13 protein-coding genes are annotated in these 21,102 nt (G+C 63.6%); all 13 read left to right on the forward strand.

The genetic code is table 11. The features are described from left to right. Positions 1-422: 422 nt before the first annotated feature. The 13 genes from KZZ07_RS27990 (at position 423) to KZZ07_RS10530 (ending at position 21,071) form a co-directional block, all read left to right on the forward strand. Entirely contained in the window at positions 423-872 is a 450-nt protein-coding gene (locus tag KZZ07_RS27990) for a M10 family metallopeptidase C-terminal domain-containing protein (RefSeq protein ID WP_370631118.1), read from the forward strand. A gap of 296 nt (positions 873-1,168) precedes the next feature. Next, positions 1,169-3,394, forward strand: a complete 2,226-nt coding sequence (locus KZZ07_RS10475) for a calcium-binding protein (protein WP_219514026.1) — start codon at positions 1,169-1,171, stop codon at positions 3,392-3,394. Between the two features lie 130 nt (positions 3,395-3,524). After that, positions 3,525-5,096 carry a calcium-binding protein gene (locus KZZ07_RS10480; protein WP_219514027.1) on the forward strand — a complete coding sequence of 524 codons (1,572 nt, stop codon included), beginning with the start codon at positions 3,525-3,527 and terminating at the stop codon, positions 5,094-5,096. Positions 5,097-5,220: 124 nt separating this feature from the next. After that, positions 5,221-6,636, forward strand: a complete 1,416-nt coding sequence (locus KZZ07_RS10485) for a calcium-binding protein (RefSeq protein ID WP_219514029.1) — start codon at positions 5,221-5,223, stop codon at positions 6,634-6,636. 171 nt (positions 6,637-6,807) lie between these two features. Further along, positions 6,808-8,217, forward strand: coding sequence for a calcium-binding protein (locus KZZ07_RS10490; protein WP_219514030.1), 1,410 nt, complete (start codon positions 6,808-6,810; stop codon positions 8,215-8,217). Positions 8,218-8,294: 77 nt separating this feature from the next. Further along, positions 8,295-9,650 carry a calcium-binding protein gene (locus KZZ07_RS10495; protein WP_219514031.1) on the forward strand — a complete coding sequence of 452 codons (1,356 nt, stop codon included), beginning with the start codon at positions 8,295-8,297 and terminating at the stop codon, positions 9,648-9,650. A 154-nt stretch (positions 9,651-9,804) separates the two neighbouring features. After that, positions 9,805-11,205 carry a calcium-binding protein gene (locus tag KZZ07_RS10500; protein ID WP_219514032.1) on the forward strand — a complete coding sequence of 467 codons (1,401 nt, stop codon included), beginning with the start codon at positions 9,805-9,807 and terminating at the stop codon, positions 11,203-11,205. Positions 11,206-11,369: 164 nt separating this feature from the next. After that, on the forward strand, positions 11,370-13,196 hold the full coding sequence (locus KZZ07_RS10505; protein ID WP_219514033.1) for a calcium-binding protein: 1,827 nt from the start codon (positions 11,370-11,372) through the stop codon (positions 13,194-13,196). A 160-nt stretch (positions 13,197-13,356) separates the two neighbouring features. Beyond that, positions 13,357-14,835, forward strand: a complete 1,479-nt coding sequence (locus tag KZZ07_RS10510) for a calcium-binding protein (protein ID WP_219514034.1) — start codon at positions 13,357-13,359, stop codon at positions 14,833-14,835. Positions 14,836-14,921: 86 nt separating this feature from the next. Beyond that, entirely contained in the window at positions 14,922-16,334 is a 1,413-nt protein-coding gene (locus tag KZZ07_RS10515; RefSeq protein WP_219514035.1) for a calcium-binding protein, read from the forward strand. 122 nt (positions 16,335-16,456) lie between these two features. Continuing rightward, entirely contained in the window at positions 16,457-17,848 is a 1,392-nt protein-coding gene (locus KZZ07_RS10520) for a calcium-binding protein (protein ID WP_219514036.1), read from the forward strand. A 164-nt stretch (positions 17,849-18,012) separates the two neighbouring features. After that, the gene (locus KZZ07_RS10525) at positions 18,013-19,467 is read left to right on the forward strand and encodes a calcium-binding protein (RefSeq protein WP_219514037.1); all 1,455 of its coding nucleotides are present in this window, start codon (positions 18,013-18,015) and stop codon (positions 19,465-19,467) included. Between the two features lie 170 nt (positions 19,468-19,637). Next, positions 19,638-21,071, forward strand: coding sequence for a calcium-binding protein (locus KZZ07_RS10530; protein ID WP_219514039.1), 1,434 nt, complete (start codon positions 19,638-19,640; stop codon positions 21,069-21,071). Positions 21,072-21,102 lie beyond the last annotated feature (31 nt).

Consider the following 21,102-nt stretch of genomic DNA (forward strand, 5'->3'; position numbering starts at 1 on the left):
GAGGCCGCCATCTATGACTACCTGCTCCAGCACAACGCCAGCCCGAAACCCTTCACCTGGAGCAAGACCGCCGAGGACATCCTGACCCGGGAACGCCGCGCGCTGGACACCCTCGATGAAATCCGTGGAAACAGGTAGCAAGCGTCAGACTCGGAACACTAGAACCCTCATCGTTTAGCCTGCGCAACGCGGGCACGATCACGGCGCCTGATGGCGCCGCGATCGTTTCGAACAGCGACGCGGACCAGGTGACCAATACCGGTCTGATCTTCGGCTACATAAACCTGTACGGCGCGTCCGTCCGGAAAAGCATCGTGAATACAGGTGAAATCCACGGCACCGTGTCTTTCGGCGCGGCTCCAGGGCCATACGCAACGATGGCTACATCGACGGCGATATGCTGCCGGTCTGGCACCGGAACGGTGACGGGCTGGATCCAGGGCTCTGACACGGGGGACGGGGTGTTCATTGGCGGGACCGTCGGCAGCGTGATCCTGAACGCGGGCGATGACCGTCTGCGCCTGATCGGCGACGGGGCGGTCGTCGGCGTCATCAGCGGCGACGACACCCTCAACGGAGGGTCGGGCGATGACGTTCTCGAAGGCCGCGCAGGCAATGACATCCTGCGGGGCGGCGCCGGCGCGGACGAACTGGCCGGGGGCGACGGGCGCGATTTCCTGATCGGCGGCGTGGGGGCCGACAGCTTTGTGTTCCGCAATGTCAATGAGACGGTGGTGGGGGCGAACCGCGACCAGATCATCGATTTCGAACAGGGGCTCGACACCATCGTGCTTGGAAGCCTCGCGCCCGGCGTGCTCGAATTCATCGGCACGGCCCCCTTTCCCCCTCGGGCAATCCGGAACTGCGCCTGATAGAGACCGCCTCCGGCTCGACCATCCTGCAAATCGACCGTCAGGGCGACGGCTCACGGATGCCGAGATCCGGGTGGCCAAAGTCACGGGCCTGACGGCGGACGACTTCGTGCTGTAACCGTCTCCCGGGCCTCCGCTCCTGTCGATATCGGGACCAAGGCAGCCTCAGCGATAGTATCCGCCGACGCGCCATAATCCCTTGGCCGATGGCCCGTAGTGTCTATGCTGAAAAGGTTAACGGCGGGGCGTAAATCGCCCCGGTCCAATCCAACGCCTCTTCAACAGGAATTTTTTTCATGGCCCTCATCATTCGTAACACCGATCAGACCACCGGCGACTTCATCGTCAATGGAGACGACTACATCCTGCGCCAAGGTGTGCTGGTCAGCGACCAGAGCTTTGACGCGCTGCGTTTCGCATCCGTCGATGGAAGCACCGCCCGGATCGAAGGCAGCCTCTTTGCCGGCGGCGTCGCCGAAGGGCTGCAGATCGACGCCAGTTCCGTTACGGTCAACATCGCCTTCACCGGCTCGGTCAGCGGCGGCGGTCACGGGCTCCAGATCAGCGGCGAAGGCACCGTGATCAACAATCGCGGAGATATTATGGGCGCGGACTTTGGCGTTTACGTCATCTCGACCGCGGTCGGCACAAACCTGACCAACTCCGGTTCGATCAGCGGCGGAAACCAGGGCGTTGTGCTGTCAATCGCTGCCGGAGTGACCAACAGCGGCACCATCAGCGCCACTTTTGACGCGATTTCTTCGACTGGCGGTTTCGCTGCGGCGGGGCACATCATCGACAACAGCGGCACGATCACAGCTCTGGAGCAGGCCATCGACCTCGAGCTCGGCGGGCACTTCATCACCAACTCGGGAACTCTGACCGGCAGTCTTGCCGCGATCCGGATCGGCGCCGGTGACAACCTGGTGGCCAACAGCGGCACGATCTCCTCACCTGGAACGACCATCGTCCTGGAAGGCGGTGACAACGAGGCCGTCAATGACGGGCTCATCTCCTCGCGCGTTGGGGATGGCATCCTGGTCCTGGGGGGCAGGTCCAGCGAAGAGGACGTCATCACCAACAACAACAAGATCACCGTGGGCGGTTCTGGCATCGTGACGGATTCCGGGATCGCCCGGATCATCAACGCGGGCGAGATCGCCGCGTCCGACATCGGGATCAGCCTGACCGGCGGTGACACGATGGTCACCAACACCGGCAACATCTCGGCAACGAACGGAGCCGGGATCGCCATCCTGCCCACCACCGGTCAGAGCAGCCTTGTCATCAACGAAGGCAACATCACGGGCCTGGAAGGCGTCTTCATCACCTCACCCGATGCAAGCGTCGTGAACCGCGGCACAATCGCGGCCCTGGGCGGCGGTCGCGGGATCACGGTAGACGGCAGCGGCGGCTTGATCGTGAACGATGGCGTGGTCATGACCGTCAGCGGGTCCGCCGTGGATCTGACATCCGCCGACGGGCTGGTGATCAACCGCGGAACGCTCTCTGCACCGAACTCGGCAAGCGCGCCGGTTGTCCTGCTGGACGCGGGCACCGGGAATTTCGTCAGCCTTGTCAACAGCGGCATCGTCGGGAACGGCAGTTTCCTTGGTACCGCCGTTCAGGGCGACGCGGATGACGCAACGCGCGTCACCAACTCGGGCACGATCTTTGGCAACCTGAATTTCGGCACCGGCAATGACCGGGTGGTGAATTCCGGTCTCATCAACGGCATCGTGACGCTGGGCGACGGCAACGATTTTCTGCGCGCCGTCGAATTCGGCGAGATTGTCGGCGGGGTCTTTGGCGGAAATGACAGCGATACCCTGATCGGCGCCAACGGCACCGACGTCTTCGATGGCGGCGCCGGCGACGACCTGCTGGTGGGTCACGGCGGCGACGACGAACTGTCGGGCAGTGGCGGCAACGACAATATCCAGGGCAACGCGGGCGACGACATCCTGTCGGGCGGCACCGACAACGACACGATCTCGGGCGGTTCCGGCGACGATCAGATCTTTGGCGGCACCGGCGCCAATATCCTGGTGGGCCAGGACGGCGCGGATACAATCAACGGCGGGGATCAAAACGACACGATGGATGGCGGTGCGGGCAACGACATCCTCGAAGGCGGCCTCGGCAACGACATCCTGCGCGGTCGCCTGGGCGAGGACGAACTGGCCGGCGGATTGGGCCGCGATTTCCTGACCGGCGGCGAAGGCGCCGACCTCTTTGTGTTCCGCTCCCTGTCCGAAACCGTGGTGGGCGCCAACCGCGACCAGATCCTCGACTTCGAGAAAGGTGTGGACACCATCGTCGTCGCGGGCCTCTCGCCCGGCGTGTTCGAATTCCGGGCCTTGGGCAGCTTCTCGGTCTCGGGCAACCCCGAGTTGCGGGCGATCACCACGGCGACCGGCTCGACCATCGTGCAGCTGGACGCCGATGGCGATGGCATTGCCGATGCCGAGATCCGGGTGGCCAATGTCACCGGCCTGACGGCGGATGACTTCGTCCTGTAGGTCCGAACCCGCCACACCGGCACGAAAACTGTTGACGCCAAGACAGTCCGCGCTGACAATTCGCGCCGGGACACGTCCCTTTTATGACTCAATTTATCTTTTCACACCTTGACCCCAGGAGACTTGAACCATGGCATCTTTCGGACTTGGCGCATTTTCGACCACCGCACGTACCCTCGTCGGCAGCGAATCCGGTTGTCTCGACCGCGACGGAACGCTCTACATCAGCGGCAGCGACGCGATCGAGGCCACAGCAGGCACCAACTGGCTGACCAACCACGGTGCCATCTATGCCTATGGCGGCGGCTTTGCGGCCATCGACGCAGGCGGCAGCGTCTTTGAGATGTTCAACGGCAAAGACGGCAGCATCGACGCCGAAAACCCGACCGGCGGTACCATCGACATCGACGTGAGCACCCTGGCCAATGTCGTCAATCACGGCACCATCCATTCGATGAACAGTGATGCGATCAACTTTCAGGACAGCGACGGCGCGGCCCGGTTCAACCTGGTCAATACCGGCAGCATCACCAGCAACGACGGTGACGCCGTGGATGCCGACACCGGCGACACCTACATGTACCTCAGCAATTCCGGGTTCATCTCGGGCGAAGCAAATGGCCTGACGCTGACGTCGGACAGCACGAATACAAACAACCACGTCCTGAACAACACCGGGACCATCGAGGCGCTTGAGGGGGTGGCTGTGTCCTTCTCCCTTGGCAACACCGGCGGTTTCCAGGTCAGCAACTCGGGCACGATCTCCGGCTGGTTCGGCGGGCTTTCAACCTCGCGGGACACCGATGTGCGCGTGCTGAACTCCGGCCTGATCGAGGTACGCGGCGGCTTCGCCAGCGTTTTCGCCATCGACCTTGACGGCGGCGATGACGTTGTCCGCAACACCGGCACGATCCAGGGCAACGTTGATCTGAGTGCGGGCGACGATTACCTCGACAACAACGGCGGCGTGATCAACGGCACCGTCGATGCCGGCTCGGGCAGCGACACCCTGGCCGGCGGCGATCTTTCCGACGACTTTGCCGGCGGTGCCGGCGCGGACACCATCGTAGGACGCGGCGGTGACGACCTGCTGAACGGCGACGGCGGCGATGATTTCATCCTTGGCGGCGCGGGCAACGACGACATCGACGCGGGCGCGGACAACGACACCGTGAACGGCAACGCCGGGGACGACTCGATCTACGGCGAGGGGGGCAATGACCTGCTGGTCGGCCAGGATGGCAGCGACTACCTCGACGGTAGCGAAGGCCTGGACACCATGGACGGCGGCAATGGCGATGACATTCTGGAGGGCGGCAACGACAACGACATCCTGCGCGGCCGCGCGGGCGAGGATGATCTGGCGGGCGGCCTGGGGCGCGACTTCCTGACCGGCGGTCAGGATGCGGACACCTTCGTCTTCCGCAGCCTCGCCGAGACCGTGGTCGGCGCAAACCGTGACCAGATCCTCGACTTCGAACAGGGGGTGGACCTGATCACCGTGGCGGGGCTCAGCCCGGGTGTGTTCGAGTTCCGCGGGACCGCCGCCTTCGATCCTTCGGGCAACCCCGAGTTGCGGCTGTTCGAGACCCCCACCGGCTCGACCATCGTTCAGATCGACGCCGATGGCGACGGCACCCAGGACGCCGAGATCCGCGTGGCCAATGTCACCGGCCTGACGGCGGACGACTTCGTGCTCTGAGGCCAGCCACGCAACTGCCAAATCGTCCCCGAGGGGCCGCCATTGGCGGCCCCTCTCCAAATGTCATGGCGCAATACGCGCCCGCCGCCACTGGAACCCGATCTGAACAGAAAGGAACCACATCATGGCATTTGAACTGATCAACACGGACACCGCGGCCCTGTACACTGTTGACGACTTCGACGTCGTGACCCTTCTCGAAGGTGTGGTTCTGTCGTCCGCCGGCCGCGCCATGCAGGGAAACCCGGGTGGGGATACCGAACTGTCTTCGGTGACGGTCAACGTTCTGGGCACCATTGTCGCCGAGGATGACGGGATCAACTTCTATACCGGAATCGCCACCGTCGTTCTTCCCTCCGTCATTGTCGGGGCCAATGGCGCCATCTTTTCGTCCGCTCAGGGCATCATCATGTCAACGGCATCCGACCTGGTCATCGAGAACCACGGCCTGGTTTCCGCCAAGCAACAGGCCCTGGTGTTCCAGGAATTGGCTGGCGCCAACAGGATCACCAACACCGGCATCCTCAGCTCGCAAAGGGGCTCGGCCATCGAGGAGATCAACGGCGGCGGCATCCTGCACCTGTATAACAGCGGTCAGATCACCGGCGCGGGCAGTTTGATCGACCCTGTTATCGACGTCGACGCACAACTGTCGCTGGTCAATGTCGGTACGATCTCGGGCGTCGGGGATCTGGCGATCCATACGGGCACTCCCGCCGAGTCCATCCAGAACGCCGGTGTCATCCAGGGCGATGTCCGCCTGAACGCTGGCAATGACCGCGTCGTCAACACGGGTCAGATCCTGGGCAATGTCGACATGGGCACCGACGACGACACCTATGTCGGCAGTGGCGCCGGGCTGGTGTCCGGGTCGGTGAACGGCAGCGCGGGCAACGACACGCTCATCGGCGGTGACGCCGCCGACAACCTGGATGGCGGCGCGAACGATGACCGCCTCATCGGACGCGCCGGCGACGATCTCCTGACCGGCAGTGATGGCAACGACACTGCCAGCGGCGGATCCGGCAATGACGAGGTCATGGGCGGCATCGGCGACGATATCGTGGTTGGCCAATCCGGGAACGACACGCTCGACGGAGGCAACGACAACGACACGATGGACGGCGGCGCGGGTGACGACATCCTCGAAGGTGGCGCGGGCAACGACATCCTGCGCGGTCGCGCGGGTGAGGACGAGCTGGCGGGCGGCGAGGGTCGCGATTTCCTGACCGGCGGACAGGATGCGGATTTCTTCGTCTTCCGGGCGCTGGCCGAAACGCCCGTCGGCGCCAACCGCGACCAGATCCTCGATTTCGAACAGGGCGTTGATCTGATCTCTGTCGCGGGGCTTTCCCCGGGCGTCTTCGAGTTCCGCGGCACGGGCGCTTTCGCCCCCTCCGGCAACCCCGAACTGCGGCTTTTCGAGACGCCCACGGGATCGACCATCGTGCAGCTGGACGCCGATGGCGACGGCGCGGCGGATGCGGAAATCCGCGTGGCGGGTGTCACTGGGCTGGTGGCAGAGGATTTCGTTTTGTAAAAACTCGGGCATGATCCGTAGGGGTGCCCTGTGGGATTGCCCCCCGCTTTACCTACGGAGGCTGGCGCGAACCCGGCCTTCAGGACGGTGGCGAACAAGCGTTCGATTGCCTGATCCAAACCGGCCCTCCGTGCGCACGGGGCGGCCCCGAACCAAAAAAGGATTTTTCAAATGGCTGATTTTACTCTTACCGGTCATTCGACCACGGCGCAGACCATGACCGGCTATGATACCGGCATCCTCACCGATGCCGATGCCAACCTCGTGGTCAACGGCGATGCCATCACGTCCACCGGCGATGGCAACAGTCTGAGCATCAATGGTTCCGTGATCGCGTATTCTTCTAGCACCCACAACGCCGTCGATCACGATGGCAACACGTTTTTTGCCTATGTCGGTCCTTCGGGCTATGTGAACTCGCTCGAAGGTGATGCGTTCGACTTGAAGGGAACGTATACGATGCGGGTGCACAACACTGGCACGATCCTGTCCGCTTTTGACGCAATCGACGTCCGCCAAACGGACGGGGCCGCCCCGATCAAGATCGTGAACAGCGGTACGATCATCGGCGGCTCTGACGGGCTTGTTCTGGATTCCGGGTCGGCCAAGGTCACGATCGTCAACTCGGGCACAATCGAGGGCGACGCGTCCGGGATCTTTTCGAACTTCTTCACCGGTAGTACAGGCACAACCGTTTTGCGCAACAGCGGCACGATCTCAGGCGGTAGCGGCATGTCCTACACGACCGAGACCGGGTCTGGTGTCGATCGCATCTTCAACAGCGGCATCATGAACGGCGATGTCAAGATGGGCGACGGCAACGACCGGCTGGACAACAACGGCGGCGTGATCAATGGCACCGTCCTTGCCGGAACCGGCAACGACACCTTGGCCGGCGGCGAGAACACGGATGATTTCAGCGGCGGCGCCGATGCCGACACCATCGTCGGACGCGGCGGCGACGACCTGCTGAACGGCGACAGCGGAGACGATTACATCCTCGGCGGCGCGGGCAATGACGACATCGACGCGGGTGACGACAATGACACGGTGAACGCCAACGCCGGCGACGACTCGATCTATGGCGAGGGCGGCAACGACCTGCTGGTGGGACAGGACGGATCCGACCTGCTCGACGGAGGCAACGACAACGACACGATGGACGGCGGCGATGGTGACGACATCCTCGAAGGCGGCTATGGCAACGACATCCTGCGCGGCCGCGCGGGTGAGGACGAGCTGGCCGGTGGCCCTGGCCGGGACTTCCTGACCGGGGGACAGGACGTGGATGCCTTCGTCTTCCGCAGTGCGTCGGAAACCGTGGTCGGCGCGAACCGCGACCAGATCCTCGACTTCGAACAGGGCGTGGACAGCATCGTCGTCGCGGGCCTGTCTCCGGGTGTCTTCGAGTTCCGCGGCACGGCGGCTTTCGCCCCCTCGGGCAACCCCGAACTGCGCCTGTTCGAGACGCCCACCGGATCGACCATCGTGCAGCTCGACGTGGACGGCGACGGCACCCAGGACGCAGAAATCCGCGTTGCCGGTGTCACAGGTCTGACAGCGGATGATTTCGTGTTGTAATTCTTTGCACGATTGAAACGCATCCCTTTATTCCACAGCCAATATTTTCCTACCCTGATATAGAGAAAGAGTTTCTCATGGCATTCGAACCCGTCACAACAAATCAGACCACCAATTACCTGGTCAATGCCGACGATTTTGTCTTTATGGCGCCCGGAGTGCTCGCGACCTCCGCCACCGACGGATTTTACAGCCTGCCGACGGGATTGCCGTCTGATCCTTATCCGAACGTCCGTCTGGAAGTTCATGGCACCGTGGCCGCCGCTGATATCGGACTGAACTTCTGGGGCTACCTAGGGGGCAGCGGAACTCTGGTAGACAGTACTTTCGTAATCGGCGCAACCGGCAGCGTGTCCGGCGCCAATTACGGCGCGCATATGGAAAGCGCCATCAACTCGAGTTTTTCCAACCACGGCGCATTGACCGGGGGGAGCGCGGGCCTCCGGCTGGATGGCGGCGGCTGGCAGATCCTGAACACCGGAACCATCCAGGGCATGGCCGGTCCCGCGATCCGGGTCGACTCGGACGAGACCGCCTATACGCTGGTCAATTTCGGGCTGATCCAGTCCTTTGATCCGGCGGGCCTTGCCATTGCCGCCAACAACACCGTCCTCAGCACCATCCGCAACGGTGGCGAGATCCTGGGCAATGTCCTGATGGGCAGTGGCGCCGACCGCTATGAGGCCGTCGGCGACGGCGTGACCGTCGGCACGGTGCTGGGCGCAAGTGGGAATGACACGGTCGTCGGCGGCGGGCTGGACGATGCGCTGAACGGCGGTCTCGACGATGACCTTGTGGTCGGGCGCGACGGTGACGACAGCCTGTACGGAGAGAACGGCAACGACATGATCCTGGCCGGCGACGGCAATGACTCTGTCGACGGCGGCGCGAATGACGACACGCTGAACGGCAATGCCGGAGAGGACACCCTCCTGGGTGGATCGGGCAATGACATCCTGGTGGGCCAGGACGGGTCGGACCGGCTGGAGGGCGGCTCCGAAAACGACACGCTGGACGGCGGCGCGGGCGACGACATCCTCGAAGGCGACGAAGGCAACGACATCCTGCGCGGTCGCGCGGGAGAGGACGAGCTGGCCGGAGGGCTGGGCCGCGATTTCCTGACCGGCGGTCAGGATGCGGATGTCTTTGTGTTCCGCGCCTTGGCCGAAACCGTGATCGGCGCCAATCGCGACCAGATCCTCGACTTTGAACAGGGCGTGGACAGCATTGTCGTGGCGGGTCTCTCGTCCGGCGTCTTCGAGTTCCGCGGCACGGCGGCTTTCGCCCCCTCGGGCAACCCGGAATTGCGACTGGTGGAGACGGCCACCGGATCGACCATCGTTCAGATCGACGCCGACGGCGATGGCACGGCGGACGCCGAGATCCGGGTGGCAGGGATCACCGGGCTGACAGCGGATGATTTCGTGCTCTGACCGCCAGGACGAACCGGAGCCGCGCCCCCCAAAGCTTGTCTCGGCTCCCTCCCCTCTCTGCAACAGGTCCCCAAACGGTACGTTGCAGTGAATTGTTACAGACCTTTCAACAGCATTTTGCGCCCATTGGCGCTTTGAAAAAAGGGATAAACCAATGACAGATTTTGTTATCACCAGCTACAACACGACCGCGCGCAGCCTGGTTGGCAGCGAGGAAGGGTACATCACCAAGGACGGAGAGCTCGTGGTCAGTGGCAGCGATGTCATTACCAGTTCGGGCGCGGGCTTCAGCCGGATCGGCGTCAACGGCAGCGTCGTCGCCTTGGGCTCTGGCGGTTTCGAGGCAATTCAGGTCACGGCCGACAACACCTATATCGTGATCGGGCCGAACGGCTTTGTGACCACCGCCACGGGCGAAACAATCGATGTGCGCAATACACAGGGTTTGGTCCTGTCCAATCACGGCACGATCGATTCAGGTGGCAATGGCGTGATCGCGTTCGATACCGATGGCGCGATAGAAATCGATATCCGGAACCACGGCATCATCACCGCCAACCAGGACGGCCTGGACCTGAGAAGCGGGACCTCGCAAACGAGGATCATCAACACCGGGCTGATCTCCAGCCTGATGGCCGAAGGCATCCGGACCAACGTGGCCGATACCGGCGATACTCTGTTGCACAACTCGGGGACGATTGTCGGCGAAGCCGGATCCTACAGGGGCGGCAACGGACCAGACATCATTTTCAACTCCGGGCTCATGGACGGTGACATCACCCTGAGCGGGGGCGACGACCAATACGATGGCTCTCTGGGCAGGGTACGGGGCGTCGTCGATGCGGGACTCGGGAATGACACGCTGAAAGGAGGGGAAGGGGTAGATCACCTGCAAGGCGGCAGCAACGACGATACGGTCCTGGGTCGCGGCGGCGACGACCTTCTTGACGGCGGGTTCGGCAATGACTTCATCCTCGGCGGCGCGGGAAACGACGACATTTCGGGCGGAGGAAACGACGACACGCTGAACGGCAACGCCGGCGACGACACGATGCAGGGCAATGACGGCAACGACATCCTTGTCGGACAGGACGGGTCCGACAGTCTCGATGGCGGCGCGGGCAATGACACGATGGACGGCGGCAATGGCGATGACGTGCTGGAGGGCGGCGACGACAACGACATCCTGCGCGGCCGCGCGGGCGAGGACGAGCTTGCCGGAGGACTGGGCCGCGACTTCCTCACCGGGGGACAGGATGCGGATTTCTTTGTCTTCCGGTCGCTGGCGGAAACCGTGGTCGGCGCCAACCGCGACCAGATCCTCGACTTCGAACAGGGCGTGGACCTGATCTCTGTCGCGGGCCTGTCCCCGGGTGTGTTCGAATTCCGCGGCACGGCGGGTTTCGCCCCCTCCGGCAACCCGGAGCTGCGCCTGTTCGAGACCCCCACCGGATCGACCATCGTGCAGTTGGATGCCGATGGCGACGGCACCCAGGACGCCGAGATCCGGGTGGCCAATGTCACCGGGCTGACCGCCGACGACTTCGTGCTGTGATCCTCCCCCTCCCCTTCCGAACGGACAAAGACCCGGGTGCGCAGTCCGGGCCTTCTATGCCTCTACCGAGGCGAAGGGCGGCCAAACGCGACAAAACGCCGGAGTATTGCCTATACTGAGCGCATCCGCCGCGCATTTTCATAAAAACCAGGGAGATTTGTATCATGGCACTGACCGTCATCACCACATCGGGGCTCATCTCGGGCACGGCGCATAGCTTTGCCGCCGACGGCGACGAACTGTACGTCCCCGAAGGCATCTACTGGGGGTCGAGCAACGGCGCCCTGTGGTCCACACCCCTGAACAGTATTTCCGTCACCCTCGCGGGGCAGGCGATCACTGCGGCAGGCATCACCACCCAGACCGGCGACGGGTTTTCGCTGACCATCACCGAGACCGGATCGCTCATCAGTTTCGCAGACTCTCCCAGTATCACGGTGCTGTATTTCAATGGCGGCACAGGCGCAGAGCAGACCCTTGTCAATCATGGCCTGATCTCCATCGAAAAGGGCACCGCCATTGTCAGCAGCGGCGGCACCACGGTGACCAACACGGGCCAGATTTCCGCCGCGTCACCGATCTTCTTCTTCAATGGATCGGGCGATTATCTTGTGAACTCGGGCACCATTGCCGCCAATGCCTACGATGACGCCAATCAGGATGATCGTTTCAACAACGCGGTCATCGTCGAGAACACGGACAGCCGGGTCACCAACCTGGCGGGCGGTGTCCTCTCGGCGGTCGGGACCGAAGCCGCCGGCCTCCGTGTGGCCGGCAGTGCGGACGGGACCGTCATCATCAACGCCGGGGAAATCACTTCGGCCAACGGGTGGGGCGTCGATATCTCGAACGTCGTCGTCGCCCCCACATTCGTCGTGAACAATTCCGGTATCATATCGGGGGACGAGGGCGCGCTGCGGGGTCATGACGGCGGCATCGACCGTGTCAACAACTCGGGCCAGATGCTGGGCAATGTCGACCTTCGCGGCGGCAACGACAAGCTCTTCAACACCGGCCAGATCCTTGGATTTGTCTATCTGGGCGACGGTTCCGACGTCTACAACGGCAAGGGCGGCCTGGTGACGGAAACGGTCACCGGCGGCGCGGACAATGACACGCTGATCGGCGGCAGCCAGGGGGACTACTTCATCGGCAGCGCAGGCCGCGATCTGCTGCTCGGAAACGAGGGCAACGACACGCTCTATGGCGCCGACTCCACCGCCAGCGATGCAACCGCCGATATCATCCGCGGCGGCGCGGGCGACGACCAGATCCTTGGCGCGGCGGGCAACGACACGCTGATCGGCGGTGATGACAACGACACCGTCAATGGTGCGGCGGGCAACGACCTGATCATCGGAAACGCCGGGGACGACTCCCTTACTGGGTACTTGGGCGAGGACACGATCCTTGGCGGCGCGGGCAACGACGAGATCGACGCCGGAGACAACAATGACACCGTCAACGCCAATGCCGGCGACGACACCATCGATGGCGCGGGCGGCAACGACCTGCTGATCGGCCAGGACGGTCGGGACCTCATGGAGGGCGGCGCCGGGCTCGACACCATGGACGGCGGCAATGGCGACGACGTGCTCGAAGGCGGGGCGGACAACGACATCCTGCGCGGACGTGCGGGAGAGGACGAGTTGGCGGGCGGCCTTGGCCGCGACTTCCTGACCGGCGGGCAGGATGCGGATGTCTTCGTCTTTCGCGCGCTGGCCGAGACCGTCGTTGGGGCAAACCGCGACCAGATCCTCGACTTTGAACAGGGTGTGGACCTGATCACCGTGGCGGGCCTCAGCCCGGGTGTGTTCGAGTTCCGAGGCACGGCGGGTTTCGCCCCCTCCGGCAACCCGGAACTGCGGCTGTTCGAGACCCCGACCGGATCGACCATCGTGCAGCTGGACGCCGATGGCGACGGCACCCAGGACGCCGAGATCCGGGTGGCCAATGTCACCGGCCTGACGGCGGAGGACTTCGTGCTTTAGTGCAAGCGCGGCGGGGCGTCGATTGCCAAGACGCCCGCCAGTGTCGTGTCAGCCCTGCCCGCTATAGGGATTACGATGAATACTGTACTCTGTTGATTGTGCCTTTCTCGGTATCGGCCCCGGCCGACAGGTATTTCATGAAATTTATCGGAGATAAGCCATGACCATCGTATACCAATCCTCCAGTTCCAGCAGCATGGTGACCGTCGCCAACGGCGACGATCTTGTGGTGCGCGAGGCCATCGATATCTACGTGTCCGGCACCGGCGTCACGCTGTCCTCCGGCAACAGTCGGACAGGGCTTCTCAATCAAGGCGACATTTTCGGCATACTCGCCGTCAATGTGAACGCCTCCAACACGCGGATCGTCAATGAAGGCAGCATTCACGGCGTGACGCAGGATGCCATTGACCTCGGCGGAGGCGACGGCAAAGCGGTCATCGTCAACACCGGAACGATCACTGCCGACGCGCACCTGATCGACGTCGAAGAGGCCACGGGTACCATTGACCTGTTCTTCAACAATGCCGGAATTGCCCTTGCCGACTACAGCGTCGTCAATGCCGGGTTTGTCGGCCCCAACAATCTTGGGGCTGTCTATATCGACAACAGTGGCCTGATGCGCGGCGCGGTCATCGCGATGAACGGCGATAGCGTTTCCCATTTCCGCAACAGCGGGACCGTGGAAACCAACCTCATCGACATGAGATCGGATCTGAACGGCTTGTTCTTCAACTCGGGCACCATCACCGGGCTCAGGTCCCCAGACGCGATTGTTTCAGCAGCCCTCAACGCCGGGATATTCGGCAGCGACAACAACAATTTCATGGCCAATTCCGGGACAATCTACGGCGTAATCAGGGGGGGCGACGGCATCGACCGCTACGAAGCCTTCGGCAACGGCTTCGTCTCCGAGGGCGTCTTTGGCGAGGCAGGTGATGACACATTCTCCGGCGGCTCCCAGGCCGACCTTCTGGACGGCGGTGCCGACAATGACAAGCTCGTGGGGCGCGGCGGCGATGACAACCTGATCGGGGGCAGCGGACTGGACGTCATTTTGGGCGGCGATGGCAACGACTCGATCGATGCCGGACCGGACGCAGACACCGCACAGGGCAACGCCGGAGACGATACGATCCTGGGCGGGACTGGAAATGACCTTCTTTTGGGTCAGGACGGCAGCGACCTACTGGACGGCGGGTCCGACAATGACACCATCGACGGCGGCGCGGGCGACGACATCCTCGAAGGCGGCAATGGCAACGACATCCTGCGCGGGCGCGCCGGGGAGGATGACCTGGCCGGGGGCCTTGGCCGCGACTTCCTGACCGGCGGGCAGGATGCGGACAACTTCGTCTTTCGCGCTCTGGCAGAGACGGTCGTCGGTGCCAACCGCGACCAGATCCTCGACTTCGAACAGGGGGTGGACCTGATCGTTGTGGCGGGACTGTCGCCGGGGGTCTTCGAGTTCCGGGGCACCGCCGGTTTCGCCCCCTCGGGCAACCCGGAACTGCGTCTTGTTGAAACGGCCACGGGATCGACCATCGTGCAACTGGATGCCGATGGCGACGGCACTCAGGACGCCGAGATCCGGGTGGCCAATGTCACCGGCCTGACGGCGGATGATTTCGTTTTGTAAACGCGCGGGCGGGCTTGCCAGGCTTCCCGAGCCGCGCCCCCTCCCCGCCGGGCCTGCACCGGTTGCACCACGGAAAGAGAGATAGCATGCCCAATTTCGTTCTTGGCCCCGGAAACTATACCGCGCAACAAACGCTGACAGGCGGGCAATACGGGGTCCTCTCGACCTCGACCAGCGCGCTGGTCGTCTTGCTGGACGCCATCGTGTCGACCGGGACGTCCGAGAACGACCTGATCGTCAACGGCTTCGTGGCATCGACCCTGAGCGGGGCAAGCGCCGTCGATGCCAGCGGCCACGGGATCAACATCCAAGTCGGTCCCGACGGGTTTCTGAGCAGCGCCGATGGCGTTACGATCAAGGCAAGCGTCGACAGCACCTTTTCCCTGCGCAATGCGGGCACCATCATCTCTCAATCCGATGCCGTGCAGGCCACTGCATCGGACGGGGGCGCCGCGATGTATTTCACAAACAGCGGGCTGATCCAGGCCCGCTTGCAGGCGGTCCAGTTCGACAGCGGGACGGTGACCAGCACCCTGATCAACAGCGGCACCCTCATTTCGGATGCCAGCATCGCCGTGTATCACAATCACCTCGCGGCCAGCAGCGGCACCGCCTATTTCAACAACACCGGCGAGGTCATCGGCCGGGCCGTCAGTTATTCCGCGTCAGTCGGCACAGGCGCGAATATCGTCAGCAATTCCGGCAAGATGGTTGGAGACATCTATCTGGGAGAGGGCAATGACCGCTACGAGGGTCCCGACGGCGTCGTCAACGGGTTGGTTCGGGGCGAAGAGGACAATGACAGCCTGTCCGGCGGGATCTATGCCGACATCTTTGACGGCGGCAGCGGGGATGACCTGCTGGTGGGACGCGGCGGCGATGACTTGCTCTCCGGCGGGTCGGAAAACGATACCCTGCTTGGCGGCGCGGGCAATGACCTGCTGGATGGCGGTCTGGACGATGACACGCTGATCGGCAACGGCGGTGACGACACCCTGAGCGGCTCTTCCGACCAGGACCTGCTGCTGGGGCAGGACGGCAGCGACAGCCTCGACGGCGGGGCTGGCAACGACACGCTGGAGGGCGGCGCGGGTGATGATATCCTTGATGGCGGGTCGGGCAACGACGTGCTGCGCGGCCGTTCGGGCGAGGATGAGCTGGCCGGCGGCGAGGGTCTGGACTTCCTGACCGGCGGCCAGGGGGCGGACACCTTCGTCTTTCGTGCCGTGACCGAGACCCCGGCAGGCGCGCTGCGCGACCAGATCCTCGACTTCGAAAAGGGCCTGGACCTGATCACCGTGGCCGGCCTGTCGCCGGGTGTCTTCGAATTCCGCGGCACGACGGCATTTGACCCATCGGGCAACCCGGAACTGAGGCTGCTGGAGACAGCCACCGGATCGACCATCGTGCAGATGGACACCGATGGCGACGGCAACGCCGATGCGGAAATCCGCGTGGCCAATGTCACCGGCCTGACGGTGGACGACTTCGTGCTCTGACACCCGCGCGCAACCGCTGAGCAGGACATACGCCTACTGGCAACGAAGTTGTCACGAAAATGCCGGCCATGCTTTGCTTGGCCACATCGCAAACGAAAACCACGCGATCCAGGGAGGACGCCATGTCTTTTGTCATCACTACTCTGACCACCACGTCACAAACGCTCTCCGTGTCAGGTGTCATCAGCGGGCCTGACGCCCAGCTTATCGTGACCGATACCACCGGGGCGATCACCGGAACCCCGGGCCTCGCCAACCTGACAATCGACGGTCCCGTCATCAATCAATCCACGTCGGGAACCGGGCGCGGCATCGATCTCTCATCGGGCACAGTGGTCGTGAACGTGTTGCCGAACGGCAGCATAACCACCGTCTTTGCCGATGCCATCCGCATTGACGTGACGGCCTCGATGAAGCTGCAAAACAGCGGCATTCTCAACAATCAGGTGCGTTTGACCGAAAGTGACGGCAGCGCCGACATCTGGGTCGCAAACTTCGGCGTGATCCAGAACCGGGACACGGCGGTGACCGTCCAGGCCGGAACTGGCGATGCCTACCTGGTCAATACCGGCACGATTTCCTCGATCCTTGGCCGCGCCGTAAATTTTCAATCCGGTTCGTCCGGGGCCCGAACATTCCACAATACCGGCACCGTCATTGGCCAGTCCGACAGCTTCTCCGACAGTTCAAGCGCGGCGACCACGGTCCGCAACGCGGGGACCATGATCGGAGATGTCTCTCTCGGTCTCGGCGACGACCTCTACGATGGCAACGGCGGCATCGTGCAGGGCGAAATCCAGGCAAGCAGCGGCAACGACACGATTTCCGGGGGCAGCGAGGCCGACCACGTCTTCGGCGGCGCCAACGATGACCAACTGGTCGGTCGGGGTGGCGATGACATCCTTCTGGGCGAATCCGGATCGGATTTCATCATCGGCGGCGACGGCAACGACTCCATGGACGGCGGCACGGACAACGACACGCTGACCGGCAACGATGGCAACGACACGATGGCAGGCGGAAGCGGTGCCGACCTCATGGTCGGCCAGGATGGTGCCGACGACATGGATGGCGGCACCGGCGAAGACACGATGGACGGGGGCAACGGCAATGACATCCTGGAAGGCGGCGCCGACAACGACATCCTGCGCGGCCGCGCCGGAGAGGATGAACTGGCGGGCGGCCTCGGGCGCGATTTCCTGACCGGCGGGCAGGATGCCGACACATTTGTTTTCCGCAGCACCGCCGAGACCGTTGTGGGCGCCGACCGCGACCAGATCCTCGACTTCGAGCAGGGGATCGACCTGATCACCGTGGCGGGCCTTTCCCCGGGTGTCTTCGAGTTCAAGGGCACCGCCGCTTTCGCCCCCTCGGGCAACCCCGAGCTGCGGCTGCTGGAAACGGCAACCGGATCGACGATCGTGCAGCTGGACAATGACGGTGACGGCATCGCCGATGCCGAGATCCGGGTGGCCAATGTCACCGGGCTGACGGCGGATGATTTCGTGCTTTAGGCGCGGACAGGCCCCGTGCCATGCACTTCCTGCGGTCCTGCCTTCCTCGGGCAACCGAAATGGCTTAACGCTTTCTCAACACGTTTTTATCCCGGCGCCAGAGCGGCCCCACATAGACCCCGCAGTCCTAATCAAGGACCTCCTGACAACAAGGAAACTTTCCCATGGCCGTCAATTTCATCACCAGCGTCGCAGGACCCGTCGCCATCACAAACGGGGACGAGACCTACCTGTTGCCCGGCGAAGTGATCACCAGCACAACCGACGGCGTCAACCTTTCGGCCGGCGGCAGCGCCCGGACGGAATTTCACAACTACGGCACGGTTCTGGCCGTAGTTGACGCGGTCGAGATCTTTTCGTCCAACGCCTATGTGGTCAACAACGGGGTGATCCAGAGCACCCTGGACGGGATCGACCTGCAACATTCCACCAGTGGGACCACCGTCCGGATCGTCAATAACGGCGATATCATCGCGGGCCAGGAAACGATCGATGTGGACAGCGCCAACGACTTTTCCCTGAACCTGATCAACAACGGCCGGATGATCTCGACCGGCGGTGAGGACATCATCTACCTGTCGGGCCTCATGACCAGCGGGACGGTCTGGAACACCGGACTGATCCAGGGGCGCGCGCTGAACATCGACGCCAGTGGCACGGCCCGGCTGACCAATTCGGGGATCATCCAGACCACCCTGATCCTGATGAGCAACTCGACCGCGACCCGGATCGTCAACACTGGCGAGATCCATGGGGCCAACGGGCCGGGCAGCAATGTGATCAACGCCGGGTTCAACGCGGACAGCGTCGTGAACTCGGGCCTGATCGTCGGCGATGTGCAGATGGCGCTGGGGAATGACCTGTTCCAAAGCGCCGCCAGCGGCCAGGTGCTGGGCACGGTCCTGGGCAGTGGCGGCAATGACACGCTGGTCGGCGGGGACAGCGCCGATACGCTGTCGGGCGGCAATCAGGATGACCTGCTGGTCGGGCGAGGCGGCGATGACAGCCTCGACGGCGGGTTCGACAACGACTTCATCCTCGGCGGCACCGGCAACGACGAGCTTCTCGGCGGCGGAGGCAATGACACGCTGAACGGCAATTCCGGCGCCGACCAGATCCTGGGCGACACGGGCGGTGACGTGCTGGTGGGACAGGGCGGCGACGACCGGCTGGAGGGTGGCGACAACGACGACACCCTGGACGGCGGCGCCGGTGACGACGTGCTCGAAGGCGACGCGGGCAACGACATCCTGCGCGGGCGTTCCGGCGAGGATGAGCTTGCCGGGGGCCTTGGCCGCGACTTCCTGACCGGCGGACAGGACGCGGATGTCTTTGTCTTCCGTGCTCTGGCCGAAACCGTCGTCGGCGCCATGCGCGACCAGATCCTCGACTTCGAACAGGGCGTCGACCTGATCGCCGTGGCGGGCCTCTCGCCCGGCGTGTTCGAGTTCCGCGGCACAGCGGCTTTCGCGCCCTCCGGCAACCCGGAATTGCGGCTGCAGGAAACGGCGACGGGATCGACCATCGTTCTGATCGATGCCGATGGCGACGGAACCCAGGACGCCGAGATCCGCGTGGCCAATGTCACCGGGCTGACGGCGGATGACTTCGTTCTGTAAACGCCGCCCCCCCCGCCACAGGCACGGCAAACGCGCCAGAGGACAGCTTGACGTGTGTAGGAGCGGCGCCCCGCCGCTCCGCGCATCGGGTGATTTGAATCAAGGACGGGTCGTCCGGCCCGGTACAGCCTCGACGGGCGCCCTGACCTCTCATGTATCCGGAGTATCCAATGGCTTCTTTCGTTCTGAACACGCTCAGCCTCGTTCCTGAAGCGCTCGCCCAAGGCGAAACCGGGGTCATCACGCGGGACGGCACGCTGCTGGTCAGTTCCGCAAACGCGATCCAGGTCACGCTCGGGGTCAACGACTTTGACCGCGTCTATCTCTCGGTCAACGGCACCGCGCAGACCAGCGGCGCGGGCGGGTACGACGTGCTCGATTTCTACGGGGCCAACATGTCGATGGTCGTCGGGCCGGAGGGCTACATGCAGTCGGACAGCGGTGACGCCGTGCATGTGCAGCCCAACTTGTCCTTCACCCTGACCAATGCCGGCACGATCATCGGCGCCGTCAACGGCGTTCTGGCCACCGTCTGGACCGATCTACCGGTCAACGGCTTCAATACGCGGATCAGCAACCACGGGATCATCGACGGGCGGAGCAACGGCATCAAAGTCATCTCGGGCAGCCAGGTGACCTATATCGTGAACGACGGCACGATCACCGGCCAGAGCGGCTATGGCATCGACGCCTTCGGGTATTACGGGTACTTTCCCGGCGGAGTCCGCCTGATCAATAACGGCACGATCAGCGGCGGGACCCTGGCCTATCGTGGCACCGACGGACCGGACAGCATCTACAACACCGGCACCTTCAACGGCAGCGTCGACCTGGGGTGGCGCAACGATCGCTACGACGGTGCCTTGGGGCAGGTGCTGGGTGTGATCACTGGACAAGGTGGCAACGACACGATTGCCGGCGGCGCAGAGACCGACAGGGTGTCCGGCGGGGATGACGACGACCTGATCGTCGGGCGCGGCGGCGACGACGACCTCTCCGGCGACGCGGGCAACGACCAGTTGCTGGGGGGCGATGGCAACGACTCGATGAGCGGCGGCGGCAACAACGACACGATGAACGCCAACGCCGGCGAAGACACCCTGTCCGGGGACGGAGGGAATGATATCCTCGTCGGGCAGGACGGCGCGGACAGTCTGGATGGCGGCACCGGAAACGACACGATGGACGGCGGCAATGGCGATGACGTGCTGGAGGGCGGCGACGACAACGACATCCTGCGCGGTGGTACTGGCCAAGATTCCCTGGCCGGCGGCTTGGGGATGGATATGCTGACCGGCGGGCAGGATGCGGATATCTTTGTCTTTCGAAGCGCGGCAGAGACAGTGGTGGGCGCCATGCGCGACCAGATCCTCGATTTCGAACAGGGGGTGGACCTGATCACGGTTGCGGCCCTGTCGCCGGGTGTCTTCGAGTTCAAGGGCACCGCCGCTTTCGCCCCCTCCGGCAACCCCGAGTTGCGGCTGTTCGAAACGCCCACCGGCTCGACCATCGTTCAGATCGACGTGGATGGCGACGGCAATGCGGACGCCGAGATCCGCGTGGCCAATGTCACCGGGCTGACGGCGGATGACTTTGCCCTCTGACCTTCGCCTCAATGCGTCCTCCTGTGCCTCC

Origin of the sequence: Mameliella sp. CS4, from assembly GCF_019392335.1 — a bacterium.
Lineage (GTDB): Bacteria > Pseudomonadota > Alphaproteobacteria > Rhodobacterales > Rhodobacteraceae > Antarctobacter.